Origin of the sequence: Paenibacillus sp. 7516 (assembly GCF_002272715.1) — a bacterium.
Lineage (GTDB): Bacteria > Bacillota > Bacilli > Paenibacillales > Paenibacillaceae > Paenibacillus > Paenibacillus illinoisensis_A.
In genome coordinates this window covers 93,440-111,302 of the sequence record NZ_NPBI01000003.1, presented here as the reverse complement: position 1 = coordinate 111,302, position 17,863 = coordinate 93,440, and the positions used below count along the sequence as shown (strand labels likewise).

General features: G+C 42.6%; 17 protein-coding genes. 3 read left to right on the top strand and 14 right to left on the bottom strand.

Going from position 1 to position 17,863, the window contains the following annotated elements:
• Positions 1-407 precede the first annotated feature (407 nt).
• The 8 genes from ppsA to CHI14_RS02055 form a co-directional block, all read right to left on the bottom strand.
• Positions 408-3,029 carry a phosphoenolpyruvate synthase gene (gene ppsA / locus CHI14_RS02090; protein WP_095286776.1) on the bottom strand — a complete coding sequence of 874 codons (2,622 nt, stop codon included), beginning with the start codon at positions 3,027-3,029 and terminating at the stop codon, positions 408-410.
• A 567-nt stretch (positions 3,030-3,596) separates the two neighbouring features.
• On the bottom strand, positions 3,597-3,722 hold the full coding sequence (locus tag CHI14_RS02085) for a sporulation protein YjcZ (RefSeq protein ID WP_095286775.1): 126 nt from the start codon (positions 3,720-3,722) through the stop codon (positions 3,597-3,599).
• A gap of 208 nt (positions 3,723-3,930) precedes the next feature.
• Complete coding sequence (locus CHI14_RS02080; protein ID WP_095286774.1) at positions 3,931-4,440, bottom strand: DUF4188 domain-containing protein; 510 nt, start codon at positions 4,438-4,440, stop codon at positions 3,931-3,933.
• Between the two features lie 18 nt (positions 4,441-4,458).
• A complete protein-coding gene (locus tag CHI14_RS02075) occupies positions 4,459-5,088 on the bottom strand; it encodes a TetR/AcrR family transcriptional regulator (protein WP_095286773.1) in 630 nt (209 codons plus the stop codon).
• Between the two features lie 210 nt (positions 5,089-5,298).
• A complete protein-coding gene (locus CHI14_RS02070; RefSeq protein WP_095286772.1) occupies positions 5,299-5,913 on the bottom strand; it encodes a histidine phosphatase family protein in 615 nt (204 codons plus the stop codon).
• A gap of 90 nt (positions 5,914-6,003) precedes the next feature.
• Positions 6,004-6,582 carry a hypothetical protein gene (locus tag CHI14_RS02065; protein WP_095286771.1) on the bottom strand — a complete coding sequence of 193 codons (579 nt, stop codon included), beginning with the start codon at positions 6,580-6,582 and terminating at the stop codon, positions 6,004-6,006.
• A gap of 163 nt (positions 6,583-6,745) precedes the next feature.
• The gene (locus tag CHI14_RS02060) at positions 6,746-7,201 is read right to left on the bottom strand and encodes a GNAT family N-acetyltransferase (protein ID WP_095286770.1); all 456 of its coding nucleotides are present in this window, start codon (positions 7,199-7,201) and stop codon (positions 6,746-6,748) included.
• A 183-nt stretch (positions 7,202-7,384) separates the two neighbouring features.
• The gene (locus tag CHI14_RS02055; RefSeq protein ID WP_095286769.1) at positions 7,385-7,999 is read right to left on the bottom strand and encodes a cysteine hydrolase family protein; all 615 of its coding nucleotides are present in this window, start codon (positions 7,997-7,999) and stop codon (positions 7,385-7,387) included.
• A 144-nt stretch (positions 8,000-8,143) separates the two neighbouring features.
• Between CHI14_RS02055 and CHI14_RS29835 the strand changes: the two genes are divergently transcribed.
• Both CHI14_RS29835 and CHI14_RS02050 read left to right on the top strand, forming a co-directional pair.
• Complete coding sequence (locus CHI14_RS29835; RefSeq protein WP_170947986.1) at positions 8,144-8,299, top strand: hypothetical protein; 156 nt, start codon at positions 8,144-8,146, stop codon at positions 8,297-8,299.
• A 165-nt stretch (positions 8,300-8,464) separates the two neighbouring features.
• Complete coding sequence (locus CHI14_RS02050) at positions 8,465-8,881, top strand: GNAT family N-acetyltransferase (RefSeq protein ID WP_095286768.1); 417 nt, start codon at positions 8,465-8,467, stop codon at positions 8,879-8,881.
• 69 nt (positions 8,882-8,950) lie between these two features.
• On the opposite strand, the gene CHI14_RS02045 is transcribed toward CHI14_RS02050, so the two are convergent.
• The 3 genes from CHI14_RS02045 to CHI14_RS02035 all read right to left on the bottom strand — a co-directional run bounded on the left by CHI14_RS02045 (position 8,951) and on the right by CHI14_RS02035 (position 10,799).
• Positions 8,951-9,670, bottom strand: coding sequence for a CPBP family intramembrane glutamic endopeptidase (locus CHI14_RS02045; RefSeq protein ID WP_095286767.1), 720 nt, complete (start codon positions 9,668-9,670; stop codon positions 8,951-8,953).
• On the bottom strand, positions 9,663-10,220 hold the full coding sequence (locus CHI14_RS02040; RefSeq protein WP_095286766.1) for a PadR family transcriptional regulator: 558 nt from the start codon (positions 10,218-10,220) through the stop codon (positions 9,663-9,665). Before CHI14_RS02040 ends, CHI14_RS02045 begins: the two co-directional genes overlap by 8 nt.
• A gap of 177 nt (positions 10,221-10,397) precedes the next feature.
• Complete coding sequence (locus CHI14_RS02035) at positions 10,398-10,799, bottom strand: hypothetical protein (RefSeq protein ID WP_095286765.1); 402 nt, start codon at positions 10,797-10,799, stop codon at positions 10,398-10,400.
• Positions 10,800-11,137: 338 nt separating this feature from the next.
• Here CHI14_RS02035 and CHI14_RS02030 point away from each other — a divergent pair, with 338 nt between their 5' ends.
• Complete coding sequence (locus CHI14_RS02030; RefSeq protein WP_095286764.1) at positions 11,138-12,898, top strand: methyl-accepting chemotaxis protein; 1,761 nt, start codon at positions 11,138-11,140, stop codon at positions 12,896-12,898.
• Between the two features lie 115 nt (positions 12,899-13,013).
• Here the strand turns inward: CHI14_RS02030 and CHI14_RS02025 are convergent, their stop codons facing one another.
• From CHI14_RS02025 to CHI14_RS02015, 3 genes are all read right to left on the bottom strand, one after another.
• The gene (locus CHI14_RS02025; protein ID WP_095286763.1) at positions 13,014-13,901 is read right to left on the bottom strand and encodes an aldo/keto reductase; all 888 of its coding nucleotides are present in this window, start codon (positions 13,899-13,901) and stop codon (positions 13,014-13,016) included.
• A gap of 374 nt (positions 13,902-14,275) precedes the next feature.
• A complete protein-coding gene (locus tag CHI14_RS02020) occupies positions 14,276-15,943 on the bottom strand; it encodes a glycoside hydrolase family 13 protein (protein WP_095286762.1) in 1,668 nt (555 codons plus the stop codon).
• Between the two features lie 278 nt (positions 15,944-16,221).
• Complete coding sequence (locus CHI14_RS02015) at positions 16,222-17,850, bottom strand: glycoside hydrolase family 13 protein (RefSeq protein WP_095286810.1); 1,629 nt, start codon at positions 17,848-17,850, stop codon at positions 16,222-16,224.
• Between the last annotated feature and the right edge of the window lie 13 nt (positions 17,851-17,863).

The following is a 17,863-nucleotide window of genomic DNA, read 5'->3' as shown; positions in this document are numbered from 1 at the left end:
TATTTCGGAAAAATGCACAATAAAACCGACCAATACTCCTGTTGCTTCATTTATAAACCATATACAAGTTAATACCTAACATATTTATGTCATGTTAATTCATATAGACAATAGATTGAATAAACAGCTATGAAAAACTATAACCTTCTAGATTCCTTCTCTTTTCTTGATGAAGTGAATACTTAGCTATAAGCGGTAATAAGGAACACGCTCTGCACCTCCACCCTCGCTGTTCCAGCAGCTATATTTCATTTTTGTTAATGTGTAATCCCACGGAGCTTAACTAGAAGTTGTATCGAGAAAATAAAAAAGCCGCTATAAATAGCGACTTTCATCGGGATTGTGTTCTTGTCTCTCGGTCAACGATACTGCATCTGTAAGGCAGTTAATTCCGCGTTGTTTATCCATTACGACAGCAATTCGATATATCCTTCAGTTCCGTGTAAACGAATTCGTTGCCCATCTTTTATCAATTTGGTCGCATTCTCCACTCCAACAACGGCAGGCAAGCCATATTCACGTGCGATAACAGCTCCATGCGTCATCAGTCCACCCACCTCCGTAACCAAGCCTTTTATGGATAAAAACAATGGAGTCCAACTGGGATCGGTAAAAGTGGTCACAAGTATATCTCCATCCTCAAGATCCGCCTCTTCCATATTCAGAATGACACGCGCCCGCCCTTCAATCACGCCTGAAGATACAGCGAGACCGACAACAGCTTCAGCTGGAATGTTCCCACGTCTGTACTTGCCTGTAATAATTTCGCCATCCGATGTGATCACCCGTGGCGGAGTTAGTTTTTCATACAATTTGTAATCACTTTTCCGTCTGTCAATGACCTGGTAATCCAATTCCATAGTGCGTACAGCTTCCTGCAGTTCTTCAAATGAAAGATAGTATATATCCTCCTTATCACGAAGAACATGGGCTTGGACGAGTTGTTCCGCTTCCTTGAGCAAAGCCTGCTTATAAACGAAGTAACGACTAACAATGTCGTATTTCGGATATTCACGATAACCGATGAAATTACGGATCAGGTCGATCATTTGTTTTGTTTCTCTAGCTTTCTGTTCACCGCCAGGTAATTGCTTCAAACGAGCTAATAAGTCCTGTTCTTTTGACAAGGCTTCTTGTCGTCCTTGTTCAAATTTCCGTTTACTGGCTCCAGGCTCAAGGTTCTTGATATTACTGAGGATCATGGGTATCAGAACACTCGGTTTTTCACTCCATCGAGTCCGTGTAATATCGATCTCGCCGGCACAGCGCATTCCATATTTATTGAGAAAAGCAGAAATAGCTTCATATACTCGCTGGCCGCCTTCGAATTGAACCAGTTTATCCATAAAATGATCATTTCTTACTTGTTGTAAGTACTCAATGATTTCCGGATAGGGACGAATCACATCGGCAACATCCAGCAGTTCCATGCCCATTTCTGAAGTAATGTTATGAGGCACAGACAAGGAAAGTGTGTCTGCAGCGTTTTTTTCGCCTAACCATTCATCCATCTTTTCATTGATCCATGCGGATGCGTGGAAAGCAGCCATGATCACACTCAAATTTTCCGAGTCGGAAGAACGCTTTTTCCGCTGCTGCATATCTTCCAGAATGCAATCAAATATGTCCAATCCCGCTTTCGTTTGCATCGTATGTTTCAACGCAGATACCGATGTCTCACTACTCTGTATCAAAGCAGCAACAATGGCTGGATCGCTTCCTGCCTCTTCTAAAATATCCGCAGGAGACATGCCCTTATGACTTTTTATAGGTCCCTGTGCGCTTTTGTCAGTCGGGTCCAATGGTATAAAATCTCCCCGCTCTATAATGGTCATTAGTGCATCTTTTATAAGCGGGTCGGAGTGTCCCAAGACACCCAGCAAATTCTGCCTGCCCGCCGAGGTAGACAGACCCTTTGTAATATCGACAAACAACCTTCCACCACCCATTTTAAACATGGAGGGGTTGCCCGTTAGCTTCCAGATGGACATTCCTAATGGTTTGATTGGATCTGTCATCATTTGCTGATGACCAACAGATACATACACGTGATTTTCCTCATCTTGTGCTTCAGGAATCGGATATAAAGTGGTAATGGGTCGGCTCTGAACGATGTAAAATGTATCATCGTCCATACACCATTCGATGTCTTGGGGGCATCCGAAATGTTCTTCGAGTTGTCTACCCAAACGTGCAAGTTGTAAAATCTGTTGATCCGTAAGTGTTTGCGTTTTTTGCTGCTCAAGCTGGAGCTGCTTGGTCTCCGTTCCGCCTTCCTTCCGCCCATAAATCGCTACTTTTTTGGTTTCAATTCGCTTGCTGACGATTTCCCCATCCTTAACTTGGTAACCATCAGCAGACACTAGGCCGGACACAAGCGCCTCTCCAAGTCCGAAACTGGCATCGATCGAGATCAGTTTCCGATTGCAAGTGATCGGATCCGCAGTAAATAATACTCCTGATGCCTGCGGGAACACCATTTTTTGAACCACAACAGATAAATAAACCTGCCTATGGTCAAATCCATTCTGCATCCGGTAAACTACCGCGCGTTCTGTAAATAGAGAAGCCCAGCATTTACGGATATGCTCCAAGATGGCTTCTGTGCCGATAATATTTAAATAAGTGTCTTGTTGACCAGCAAAAGAAGCATGGGGTAAGTCTTCAGCAGTTGCACTTGAGCGTACCGCATAGGCATGATCCTCACCAAAGCGAGAGAGAGATTGGACGACTGCGTTCACAACATCGGAAGGAATGGCTGCTTCCAAGATGACCTGTTGAATCTCCTTACGGATTTCATTAACACGTTCTCGTTCTTCTACCTTAAGCTCAGACAGCTGATCCAACAATGCATGAACCATTTTATTCTGATTGATCGCAGTTTGGTATCCCACCGTTGTGACACAAAACCCTTCTGGCACGTGAATCCCTTCCAATTTGGATAACAACCCTAAGTGCAGCCCTTTTCCACCAACCAACCAAAGCTGAGTGTGATCTATTTCTTGAAAATCGAGAACCAGTGAGTTCATTCAACCTCTCCTCTATCCGTTAAAATAAAAAAACAAAGATGATCGTTTCAGTCCTATTCCCCTCAAATACCTCCTTTCCCCACCTTTCAAAAAAATAGCATTGACAAATCAAATTATAAGATGTACTATAAATATAGGAATAATAATATGTACATACTTTTTTTGATTGAAATCAATGACGTTTATCGATTATATCATAGCGTTTTTTTGTGTTCAATTATTTTTTTGTTTAAAAGAGATGACCTTTGTTTTTATGGGATCATCTCTTTTTTTTAAGTAACAGTCTGAATAACTTAGCAAACTTACTATGTATAAAGAATAGATGGCCAGGAAAAATACAAATGGATCCATTAAACAAATGCACAGAACAGAACCAGGAGATCTCACCAGCTCCTGTATTTGACCTCAACTCTAACTTATTAAAAAAAGGAACTGCCGTATTAGCAGTTCCTTTTTTTATATTGCAGGCGAAACTCCGCAAGCATACCAATTTTGCTTAAGGCGCATTTAATTTTGAAGGTTTACGAGTTCTTTTCTCAGCACTACTTGCGGATTATTCCGTGATCATTACACCAAGAAAGCTTTGGAGATGATGACTAACAGAATAAAAAGTACCAGAATAGCACCAATGGACGTAAAACCACCATATCCCCCACCAATTCCGCCTACATTATCATTGCTGTATCCACTCATATTTCTTCCCCCTCTTCTGTGGTATGTGTTAGATTATTCAGAAATGTATTATTTGACAAGGCTATTTACAAAAGGGGCTTATAGCTACGCTGCCTTTGCTTGTTTCCTGTTCGTTCATAAAAAAACAAGCAGCTAATCATGGATGTCAGCTGCCTTATTCATTTATTCAGTTATGTTTACCCCATTATCTACAACCACGCTACTTAGATTAAGGATTCGGAGGTGTGGGAACAGCCGGCTCTCCTTCGCGGCCAAGCCGCCGGCTTGCCGTTTCTCTACGCCCCGTTGCCGGAACGTGGGCTCCCGCTTTTGCCAATCCAAAGGTCGGCATATTGTTGTAAACACATTCATATTGCCCTTCAGGAACCAGATAGGTTTCGTGGAAAATTCCTACATCTCCCCCAGTTCCAACTTTGCGGTTGAAATCCCTCCATGCCTTCAGGTGGTTAGCTCCGTGTCGGGCATAGTGCTCCAGGTGTTCAAAGCTCCTCCAATATTGGATGAGTGTAAGTCCACGGCCTGAAAAGTGATAAGAGCCATCCATGAATCCGAGCTCCTCTTTGTTTCGATACAGCTCCTGAAGCATAGGAGACATGGAATTCATAACAGGCAGCCATTTATGTACCGCCCACCATTTGTTAATCCGAAAACCAATCACGAAAACAACGAAGGAACCTTCCATCTGTGCGGTATAACGACCTGCAATCACTTTAGCCATACTTACTCACTCCTTCTCCTATATTTCAAGCAGACCCAGATGCGTATCATAAAAGCGACCAATATCCGCTGAATTGTACAGTTGAGCCGTCAGAAAAGCACCATAGAAAATGGTGAAGCAGATCTGTACAGATTGCTCCAAGGTGAGAGATTTGTTGAGCTTGCCCACTTGTTGTTCTTCCTTCATAAACTGTTGAAATAAAACGAACATATTAGGCGATTGACTCCCCGCTTCCTCGTGACCTGGAAAGAGCAGCGATACTTCCGCTTGGCTCAGTTCAGGCATACAAGGCTGCATGTTCTGTTCTGCAAGAAAGGAAATCAAACTCGGCATCATCCCCGGCCTAACTTGATGCTCCTTAGCAACCTTGGACAGCAAATGGCGGAATGCCTGAAATCCTTTTTTCTCTTCCTCTTCGATCTCAATCATTCGTTCAGTAAGCCAAACCCGCATAAAATAAATCAGCAAATCCTCTTTACGTTGATAAAATTTAAAAAAAGTGACCTTGGATATTTCAGCAGTCTTGCAGATGTCATCAATCATGACCTGGCTGAACATTCGATCCTTCATTAAGGATAATCCCGCTTCATACAGCGCGATTTTGTTCTTGGCTTTTTTTAATTCCCTTAGTGAGATATCCTGATTCATATTAAATGCATCTCCTCGAAGTTAACTACAGTTAATAAATTAACACGAGTTAACTTTTTGGTCAATACGGCTAAACAGACAGACTAAATACCCCTAACATTCGCTATACAGATGCAGGGGTGCAGCCCTATTGAAATAACTTTTATTCCATCGGGACGCCTATTGAATTGTTGTACCGATAAAAAAGCCGCTTATCACGGCTTCTACATTTCATTTTCCAGAATGTTTCCCTTTTACGATCTCGATAGATTCCACATTTAAATGTGCAGTGCAATTGTACACCGAACAGTCCCAACGTGGTTGTGCTGTATGCAGTATGGTGACAGATGTATTCATTAAACTTTCTGTCATGTCGATATGCGGGATAAGTCTCTTCAGAGTCATTCCAAGGAATGCACCGTGACTCACGATTAATATATTCTCGTCTGGGTGTCTGTCTGATATGTCAGCAAGGCACTCCCTGCCTCTTTTTACAATCTCATCGTTAGATTCGATGCCGAGATCCAGCCTAAACCATCCATACCCCCATCGATTGACACGCTCTTGTTCTGTTGTCCCTTCAATAAGCCCACAGTTCATTTCTCTCAAGCGCGGGTCGGTTCTCACTTCAATATTCTTGATTTTGCCGATGATTTCCGCTGTTTCAAGTGCTCTGGACAAATCACTAGAATAAACATAATCCCACTGTTCTGAGCCAATTCTTTTGGACAAGAGTTCAGCCTGTTGTCGCCCCTTCTCATTGAGCGGGATATCTGAATGGCCTTGTGTCCGATATTCCTCGTTCCAATCCGTTACTCCGTGTCGGATCAATCCTAACGTAGTCATTGGTGTCCCTCTTTTCCTACGTATTATGTAAGTCGCTCAAGAGAAAACCTTCGATTCACTCAACGATTGTTTCCCTTCGAGCAATGATGCTTAGCCCCTTTTCCTTTTTATTCTTGCTCTCAGGATGAAGACGGAACTCACCACAAGGATTATTGCAAGGACGATATACAAATCAATATCCTGCTCCAACATAAACCTCATCTTGTGTTCTAAATTCACTTGTTGTTTTGGCTCAAATCCCTCACCAAATTCTTCAGTTGCTTGGTTAAAGTTATTCATTTCAATGGTCGTGCTGCACGGACTACTGCTTAATTCGCCATCCATTTCACTAATAAATATGAAGTATTTGCTGCCTTCCTTGAAGTTAAAGCCCCAAGTGTAGTCGGTTGCGACAATGACCTGAGAATCAACTTCCGTTTTCCAACTTCGTTCTACTTCCATTAATATATATCTAACTTTCTCTTTTGTGCCCGTTATCCCTTCTTGCTTCAGATCAACTTTAATTTTCTTTATTTCACCGTAAATAGCACCAGTATATCCGTCTAACTCTTCTTGAAGGCTTCCCTTCTCAGCACAGGATAGTGCTTTGACATCTTGACCATTCGCAAAAAAGAATATGGTAGTGCAAAGAAATATGATCGTGAATAAACGATGTTTCAGTTTCTCCACCTACTTATCATCATATTATTACATACATCTTACCTCTTATTGACTTTCTCAGCAGACGAAATGTTGCACACATCCCTCAGCTAGTTGAACAAGAGCAGCCGATCACATTGGTCAGCTGCTCTCTTCGATATAATGCTCTATCGTAATCGATTAGTTAGAAGGACTAATTACTGAGTGCAAGTTTCATCCCATCATGACTAGCAACAAATCCAAGTCGTTCATAGAACCTGTGAGCATCTTTTCGCTTTTTATCCGTTGTCAGTTGAATCAGCTCACACCCCATTGATTTGGCTTCATGAATAGCGTATTGTAATAGAGACTCTCCAACGCCTTGACCACGATAGTTCCGGTCAATACGAACCCCCTCAATTTGACCACGTGTTGTACCCAGTCTTGCAATCCCCGGAATAATTGTAAGCTGAAGACAACCAATGACTTCGTTGTTGTCCAGGGCAATGATTATGGAATTACCAATCTGCTGTTCAATTTTTGCAAAAGCTTCAACATATTCTTTTGGCAGTGGATCTATGAAACGCTCTCGGGTAGCACCCATTTCATCATCTGCCAACAAACGAACAATGGCAGGAAGATGGGTTAACGTTGCAGTTCTAAATTCCATGTAGACCTCCAATACTGAATTCAAGTTATTTTATTTACATATAGAATACCAACAATCTAGCTCCAAACACCATCGAGAGAAAACATTAGTTTCTAAAAACAAAAAAGCCGCTATTATAGCGACTTTGACTGGAACATTGTTTTTGTCTGCGACACCCCACGTCTCTGCTTAATTTAATGTTGCCTAATGTGAGGTTTCTATATAAGAGACGATTTCTGCTGTATCTGTAACCATGCCGAAATACGTATCCACTGTTTTCAGCGTCATATCATGTTCTGCTTGTGAAAAAGCTGCGCAGGCATCTTGTATAAGGACAATGTGATAATCAAGCATAAAACCTTCCCGCGCTGTAGACTCAACACACAAATTCGTGCTAACCCCTGTCATAATGAGGGTTTCTATTTTGAGCGTTTGCAGAACACTCTCCAATCTGGTGTGAACAAACCCGCTGTAACGATGCTTTTTCACAATGATATCATTCGCCTGTGGTGTCACTTCGTAAAAATTTGCTCCCCAGCTTCCTGTACGACAAATGGGGTTTACCCCATCCGGAAAACGTGAAAGCCATACTTCGGAATCAGTAGCATCTTCATGGTTCGTTTGCAAAAAAATGATGGGAATTGAGCTTCCTCTTGCAGCTTCCAATAAAGAATGCAAATGAGGCATTATTTGTTTTACCGAGCTCACATCAATTCCGCTTTTGGAGATCGCCCCATCTGGATGACAGTAATCGTTTTGAACATCCACGACAATTAGAGCTGTATTTTTTCCCTCAAGATGAATTTTCATTTTATCCATGCATACACCCCCAGAACTTAGTATTCAGTAGGGTGCAGCCTTTTTATACAAAAAATTAAGTTACAGACCAAATCATTGACAGATGCTTTTATTTCTGGTTAGATGAAACACTTAAAAAGACATTGTGATCAAGGAGACACATCTATGAGATTTATCTATTCTTTAGCCGGAAGCGTCGCCTTTGCTTTTTCAATTATTTTGGCTTCATTCAACGCATTAGGGCTAATAGGATTCTTTGAAGCAACTGGCTCATGGCAAGATGATCCGCTGTCCGAACTTCCTATATTATTTACGGATTGATCGCTTTTCCAATGATTTCACTCACTCTTTTTCTAATGTTTATCTGGATGTATCCCAAATTGAATATTCGCGGTATCGCATTCTTCGGGATTATAGGGTGGTTATTCGGAAGAAATAGCACACGTTCCTCATCATAAATGTAATGTTCCGCCAAACCCCTTCGTTATGAAAGTTAAATCGTTTATGCCCTTGTTAGAAAGATATCAGGATTTTGAAACAAGCCCCGCCAATGAAACCATAGAAAGAGTTCTTACTCAAATCAATCAGTCTTTTACAGATTATTTCATAATCTATCATTTTGAGGTTGCCGTGGGCGGTATAAGAGTCGTCAAAAAAGAGGATCAGATCTATAGTGTTAGCCCCATTTTTATCCTGCCAGAACATCAAGGAAAAGGCATTGCTCAAAAAGTCTTTACAATCGTAGAGCAGATATATGAAGATGCAAAGTCATGGAGACTGGGTACCATCTTGCAAGAGAAAGGAAACTGTTTCTTGTATGAAAAGATAGGCTATAAAAAGACGGGTGTAACCAAAGTAATTAACGACAAAATGACAATGGTATTTTATGAGAAACACCTATAGAGGAATAGCCATTGGATTAAGTTAACCGCCTAATGGGCGGTTAACTTTTGTATGAGCTCCCAAGCCCAGCTATTTCATAAATAACGCACTGAAAATAAGAACATCCTGCAAGAAATGAATCGTCAGCGCCCAGAAGAATCCTCTCGTTTCCATCATCGATTTGGCTAAAAACCATCCGATAAACGCTGCCATGATTACACCCGCTATCCCGCCTGGATGTCCAAAATAATGAACGGCGCCAAAGATTGCAGCCGCCAGTCCTTGAGCTACATACGGGGACAAACCATATTTGCCTACCACAGCAACAAATGAAAACCGAAAGATGATTTCCTCAGAAAAAGCATTCATTAGTGCAAACACAAGGATGAGGATAACACCGGGATACAGCTCCAGTCTCACGGTTTCCCCGTGCACCACTTGGAAGTAGATTACGATAGCGGTTACCAACGTAATGATGACCGCAAAGTTTAGACCTAAGTGTTTCCATGTCTCTGTTTCTTTCGGCTTAATGCCGATCCACGGTTCGGGCCGAATTTTTCCATCTCGATTTTTCAGATTTAAATACCTAAGTCCCCCCTTACCTGCCAACCCGTATACAATGCCAATCACAGTCACAGCTAATAACAAAACCGTAATCTGATAACTAATCTCCAGGTTGTATACATCGCTTTCGAAGACCTTTAACGGGAGAAGCGGACTGCTTCTAAACCATAACAAGAGAGGTGCGCAGGCAACCACCACGATCGTGATCAATAGGATGGGAATGAGGGTGGATCGTTTTTTATTCATTATATTCTCCCCTGTTTGGATGACTTAAGGTTTCAAGCGCATGCTGACACCATTCCATGGTCATCCGAAGATATCTCTCCCCATAGTCCAGGGTTAACAACCAGAGCTGCGCTTGCTTACTTTCCCCTTTAGGGACACTCTCTTTAATTCCTGCCAACATCTTGATGAGCTGCTCATTAGCTGTTAATTCCTCTTCGAGAAAAGTGATGAGTTGCGGGATATGACGTTCATCGGAAACAAAAAGCTTCATCAACAGTTCGTTTCTCATTACGGGTTCTTCAGGTGGCAGAGCCAGCCAGGTATCAAGCTGGTCACATCCTTGCTCTGTAATGCCGTAGACAATTTTACGTCTCCCCGTCTCTGCTTCTTCCACCACCGAAACTGAGCCTTCTAACTGCAATTGTTTGATACTCTTATGAATATGTCCATACGATTCGTTCCAAAAAAGGCCGATGCTCTCCTTCGAAAACTTAACCAGCTCATAGGCGCTCATGGGCTTCAACCGAAGCAAGCCGAGAATCGCAAAGTGGGTCGTATTGATTCTTCTCATATGCCCTCCCTGTTCTCAATGTATCTTTGAGATATATATAATTAGCATATTACTCCATTAAGATAAAGATTACAATTCATTTCTAGATATCTTTAATTCTGTTCTCCAATGCAAAAAAGGAGTGATTACCGTAAGGTAACACCCCTTTCGAGTTATAATAATGCAATATGCCTATAATCATTTTTGAGTGCTGCTTAAACCTTTTAATTCCATGCCTCTTGTAAAAAACACAATTCCAATTGCAGCAAACGTAACGTAATTACTTATCTTGGCTATTACTTCTTCATCATCCTCATAATTGATCCAGAACAAAAGAACGAATGGTGATACTATCATTAACACTTTCATAGCTAACATAAATACATAATGAATTCTTTGCTTACGCAAATTCCCTTGTTTTGAGTTAATTCTAAAGCTGACTTTAGAAGAGTCATAGATCGTTATTAATAGTGCGATAATGCTTGAATATGCCGTTATTTTCAAACCAATCTCAATCCATGGAACAAAAGCTGCAACGGCGATACCCAGATAAATCCCGGCAGCTAAGTAAAAAAGGTTAATCTTAATCTTTCTCTGCAAAATCCCTCGCTCCTATCATATCACCTGTATATTTTACCATCATTATACAACACTACATGTTTGTTTACCTTTGTTTTATGAAACACCGCAGACGGGACATATTCAGCTTCTCTACTTTGTGAAGAATGCATTTTTATGCAATTTCCACTTTTGGTTTTACCAATTCTATTTGCCCTGTGTTGAGCACAATGGACGAGTTCGTTTACAGAGATTTACATCGCTCAAAGACTTCATTTTACCTTCTCTTTTTTCGATATATTAGGTACAGATTTAATTTAAATTTTAACTATCAGGTTATGAGTTAGATCTGTACATTGACATACTTAGGGGGAACTGAAGTGAAAACAAAGATAGGATCCATTCTAAAAATGAGAACGTTAAGGGCCAAGTTAGTCTCTTTGTGCTTGGTTATACTTATCGTGCCCACAATCGTAATAGGTTTCAGTTCTTATACCGTTTCAAAAAATGAAATGAATGAATCCGGCAAGGCCGCACTTGAAAATAGTGTCCGAATGGTCATTGGTATGATTAATCTCCTCAACGAGCAGGTAGAGAACGGAAATTTAACATTGGAGCAAGCGCAGGAAAAGCTCCGCGTAGAACTGCTCGGTGAAAAGAATGCAGATAATAAGCGGCCTGTAAAAAGTGAATATACTGTAGGGGAAACAGGATATCCATGGGCTGTTAGCAAGGATGCGCGATCCGTAATGAATCCTTCAAATGAAGGTCAGGATTTGACAGATGTCGTTACAGAAGACGGCGTATATTTGGGAAAAGAGCTCGTTAATGTGGGTACAGCCGGAGGCGGATTTGTCACCTACAAGTGGGCTCTACCTGATACAGGTGAGGTAGAAACGAAAGTTTCATATGTTGAAATGGACCCGCATTGGGGATGGATCATCGGTTCGGGTGCCTACTTAAGTGAGTTTAACAGTGGTGCCACACAAGTTCTGTATCTTGTTCTTATAATTATGGTAGTGGCGGTTGTTCTAGGATCCATTATCGTTAGCATCATCTCAGGACGCCTAACGAAGCCGATCCTTATGGTCGCTAAGCGATTGAAATCCGTTGCGGACGGTGACTTAACCGTTGAAGAAGTTAAGATGAAGTCCAAGGATGAGATCGGTGAGCTTTCACAGGACTTTAATCATATGATTAAAAACATGAGAACGCTTATTAGTCAAGTCGATCTCTCTACCAAGCAGGTAGCCTCATCTTCCAAAGAGTTGACTCTTGGTGCGGAGCACACCAGTCAGGCAACTGAGAATATCACCATTTCCATCCAAGAATCTGCAGCCGGTGCACAAGAGCAACAAATGATGCTTCAACGGACAACCAACTCACTCGAGGAAATATCGATCGGGATCCAGCGAATAGCGGAAAGCTCATCAACCATTGCCGATTCTTCTGTTGATGCGATGGAACTCGCGAACATAGGTGGTACAGCCGTAGAGCATACGGCGAAGCAAATGAATCTGATCAACAAGTCGGTTAATGAAACGGATGTAGTCATGAGAATGCTGGATGAGCGCAGCCAGCAGATCGGTACGATGCTGCATGCCATTACGGATATTGCGAAGCAGACGAATCTTCTTGCTCTGAATGCCTCGATTGAGGCAGCCCGCGCAGGCGAAGAAGGCCGCGGTTTCTCGGTAGTGGCTGCTGAAGTGAGAAAACTTGCTGAACAATCGAACCAATCATCCGGGCAGATTTCGACGTTGATCCAAGATATGCGTACAGATATTGAACAATCGCTCAAAACGTTGAATCGAGTTAAACAGGACGTCGACTCCGGCATACAGATTGCTAATGAGACGGAACAACAGTTTAACAAAATCGTAGGGTCTACCAACTTTATCGCCCAACAAACGGAGGAACTTGCCAGCGTTACGCAGCAGATCACGGCAAGCGTCCAGGAAATTACAGCAGGCCAAGAGCAAGTCTCCAATCTTGCACTTCAAGCTGCAGACAACTCCCAAAATATAGCTGCTTCTTCAGAAGAACAACTGGCTTCCATGGAACAAATTACGAGCCTAGCCACAACCTTGTCCGATATGTCTCAAAAGTTAGAGCGTTTGACGATTCAATTTAAATATTAATTTTGACTCATCTAGGTAATAAAAAGCAGCCGCCCCCTTCTACTTTGGTCGGCTGCTTTCTCCGTTTTAATCCACGATTATATTGCCTTCAGCAAGCTACACCGATCAAGCTCACTTATAATTCCAGATCTGCAGCCCGGGCGTTCGCTTCAACCTGCTCCGGACTTTTGCATCCTGGAATGACGCAGCTAACGGCTGGATGCTTCAGACACCAGGCAAGGGCCCACGAAGCCATGTCGACACCTTCAGGGACTTCGTTCTTCTGGATTTCACTTACCAGCTGCAGTTTCTCATCGATCTCTTGACGCTCGCGCCCTTTCCTGACATTGTCATTGAACACTGCGCCCGGCTTGTACTTGCCGCTCAGATAGCCGCTGGCCAGTGGGACTCTTGCAAGCACACCAAGGTCCTGCTCCTGACATGACGGGAATACCCTCTCCTCGGGCTTCTGGTCCAGACGGTTATATACGACCTGTATTGCCTTCGCGTTTAACTCACTAGCCTTGCTCGTCTGATGCAGATTATCGTTGCTGCCAATGGAGATACCAAGATTTCGAATTTTACCGGCCTGTACCTGCTTGTCCAGCATGGTCCACAGCTCGTCGTTATCAAACGCTTCATCTGATCCGGAATGGAACTGATACAAATCGATATAATCTGTTCTTAGGGCTTTCAGGGATTCTTCCAGTTGTACACGGATCTGATCCACACTCCAGGCATTGGTCCAGTGATCATGCCACTGATGACCAAACTTCGATGCGATCACCCAATCCTCACGCCGGTCACGGGACATAAAATCGCCGATAAAGTTTTCCGACATATGGTGAGGTCCGTAACATTCCGCTGTATCAATCAAATTAATACCAAGCTCTTTGGCACGGTAAAGAATATCATCGGCTTCCTTCTGGGTATAATCTTTACCCCAGTCCCCGCCAAACTGCCAGGTGCCCACACCTACGACGGATACATCCAGCTCGGTCTTGCCCAATCTTCTGTACTTCACGCTACTCACCTCGAGGTTTAATATGTTGGTCAAGTGACCGAATGGTACAATACGAATTTAATTAACGATAACGCTTTCATAATAAAGGATAATTAACAAATTATCAATCTGAAGTGTGCTCGTTTGTATACGCAGGAAGAACCCTCTCCAATTTATAGATTGATTTAATGTATTCCCTTTTAATAAATGACTTTGCTTCACTCGTTTCACGCCCACCACAGGCTGAAGGCATAACAAATAAAGCCCCTTAGAAATTCATTGGATAAACAGCGTTTATTCCAATACCTTTTTCTAAGGGGTTCACTTGCTTGATGCCAGAAATTAGAGAGTGAATTCTCTGTTTGCTTCATTGGATACCTGTAGGAACATCAGACTTATTCTTTATTGCTTAAACCAACGATCGTTTCATACGGTCGCAGCATCCTTGGCAGCTTGCTATCTTCGTAGTTGGTAAGCCAGACCTCGGAGAAGTTAAGGTTACGCTCTTCTTCCTTAAGCTCTACGGCTTGGTCAGAGAGATTGACTACGACCAGCACCTGCTCTTCTGCCAGAGTACGTGTATAAGCAAATACACTTGGATGTTCCGGCATAAGAAGCTCATAGATACCATACGTCAGCGTATCGTGTTCTTTTCGCAGCTGAATCATTCGTTTATAAAAGTGAAGGATGGAACGCGGATCCTGCAGCTGTTTCTCTACATTAATATGAACGTAATTATCATTCACCTTAAGCCACGGCGTACCATTAGTAAACCCGGCTTGTTCTGCAGAAGACCACTGCATCGGCGTTCTGGAGTTATCGCGACTGGATGCCCAGATGATGTTCATGATTTCCTCATGCGACATCCCTTCTTCACGTTTAATCTGATATAGATTCCGGTCAGCTACGTCGTTATAGTCCTCTATGGAAGGATAAGCCACATTCGTCATGCCTATTTCTTGTCCTTGGTATATGAACGGAGTGCCCTGCATGAAAAAGTACATGGCTCCAAGAGCTGTTGAACTTTCATACCAATACTCCGCATCATTTCCCCAGGATGAAACTTTGCGTGGCTGATCGTGATTTTCAATAAACAAAGCATTCCAACCGATGCCTTCCAGCGATTTTTGCCACTTGGTCAAGACGTTTTTAAGTTTGGGAACATCGAGTTGCCGGTCTGTGCTGTTTTTCCACAGGTCAAGGTGTTCGAATTGGAAGACCATATTAAATTTGCCTCTGACTTCACAGATCCAATCGTACAGATCTTCTTGGTCCTCTACTTTTACCCCATTGGCTTCCCCAACGGTTACCACGTCATATTTGGATAACGTTTCCTCTTTCATTTCCTGCAGATAACGCTGAATTCCTTTGACATTCATGTGCTTCTCAAACGAAGAGATATATTTAAAGCCTTCTTTGACTGGCATATCCAGCAGGCCCTCTTCTTTGTGGATATGGCTGATTGCATCGACACGGAAACCATCAATACCTTTATCGAGCCACCAGTTCATCATTTCATATATGGATTTCCGTACGTTTTCATTTGCCCAATTCAAATCCGGTTGTTTTTTGGAGAACAGATGAAGATAGTACTGTCCGGAGACTTCATCATATTCCCAAGCAGAACCACCGAAGATGCTTTCCCAGTTATTCGGTTCTTCTCCGTTCTTCCCGTCTCTCCAGATGTACCAGTCCCGTTTGGAACTATCCTGCGAAGATCTCGATTCGATGAACCACGGATGTTCGTCACTGGTATGATTGATCACCAAATCCATGATGAGTTTCATGCCGCGGTGATGTACTTCTTTTAATAATTGATCAAATTCAGCCATCGTGCCGAATTCATCCATAATGGAACAGTAATCACTGATATCATAACCATTATCATCGTTGGGCGATTTATACATCGGGCAGATCCATATCAGATCAATACCGAGGTCTTGAATATAATCCAGTTTTGAGATGATTCCCTTGATGTCGCCAATCCCATCCCCATTGGAATCCATAAAGCTTCTAGGATAGATTTGATACGCTACTGCTTCTTTCCACCATACTCTTTTCATTTGATGCAATCCTTCTTTCTCAACCACGATATAAACTGCACTAATCGATCACACAAGGGCACTACGAGCACAGTACCATCTTCCGATCGCTGTTATCCCCAGATTTTTTGAATCCCCTTCTCTAGGGGGAAAATCCGGTGATAAGCGTATGCTTCCGATGCAGCTTTCCTTCAGAAAGCTTTTAGGCGAACGCTTCGCTTCTCCAGATTGGTTCTGCCTCTCCGTTAACGTGTGTCTGTTTAAACAGTTTATATAGACTTTATTTATAGTATTATTCTTTACGCATGAATAAGGTACATTCTCGCTTCATATGGACGCAGTTTGTCCAGAGGCAGTTCACCTGCATAATTCGATATCAACAGCTGATTCGTCTCTGCCAAGTGTTCCTGAAGCGGGAGCTCGATCGTATTTCCTTTAAAATTGCATACAACAAGGATTTTTGTTCCATTTAGCGTTCGGGTATAAGCAAACACATCTGGATCATCCGGGAAAACCAGCTCATAATCTCCATAGACGATGACTTCATGATCTTTTCTCAATTGGATTAACTTCCGATAGTAATGAAATATGGATTCAGGGTTATTCAAATTGTCTTGGGCATGGATATCGGTATAGTTCGGATTCACCTTGATCCAAGGTTCGCCACTTGTAAACCCAGCGTTATCGGAAGAGTCCCAATGCATCGGTGTTCGTGCGTTATCGCGTCCCTTTGCGAAGATCGACTCCATCACGCTGCTTTCAGGGTATCCTTTCCCCATTCTTTCCTTATAGAAATTAAGCAGTTCGATATCCCGATAGTCTTCAATCGCATATTGAACATTCGTCATGCCCAGTTCTTCACCCTGATAAATATAAGGTGTACCTTGCATGCCATGAAGAAGGGTCGCGAGCATTTTAGCCGATTCGATTCTATATTCTCCGTCATTTCCCCAACGGGAGACGATTCGAGGCAAGTCGTGGTTGTTCCAGAACAAACTATTCCAGGCATCGCCCTTGAGCTCCGTCTGCCATTTGGACAGCACTTTTTTCAATTCCAGCACATCCAAAGGCTTGAGCTCCCACTTTCCTTTGCCTTCTTGTTCATCCAAGCCGATGTGTTCAAATTGGAACACCATTGAAAACTCACTGCCGTCCGGGTTGCTGTACAGTTTTGCAATCTCGGGAGTAGCGCCCCATGTTTCTCCAACCGTTAGCAGATTTTCTGCTTTTTGAAACGTTTCCTTGCTCAGTTCCCTGATATATTTATGCAGATCGGGCCCATTCCCCGTAATCTTCGCATCCGGCTCTTTACCGATTAAGTCGATTACATCCAGTCTAAACCCGCCGACTCCCTTGTCGATCCACCAATTGATCATGTCGTAAATCTCCTGCCGGACTTTGGGATTCTCCCAATTGAGATCTGGCTGTTTTACGGAAAAGAGATGCAAATAATATTGTCCAATTTCAGGAACCCATTCCCAGGCTGAGCCACCAAATGTGGACCCCAAATCGTTTGGAGGTGTTCCTTCCACACCATCTCTCCAGACGTAGTAGTCATGGTACGGATTGTCTTTGCCTTTTTTGGCTTCTTGAAACCAAGGATGTTCATCCGATGTGTGGTTCAATACCAGATCCATAATGATCCGAATGTCTCGTTTCCCGGCTTCATGAATTAACGATTCCATATCATCCAGAGACCCGAACATTGGATCGATATCCTGATAGTCGGAAATATCATACCCAAAATCATCTTGAGGTGACTTGCAAACAGGTGACAACCAGATCGCACCAATACCGAGTTCCTGCAAATAATCAAGCCTTGACACAATACCCTTCAAGTCGCCGATTCCGTCTCCGTTACTATCTTGAAAACTCCGCGGATAGATTTGATAGACAACGGTTTCTTTCCACCATTTTTTATTTTCCATGTCATACAACCTT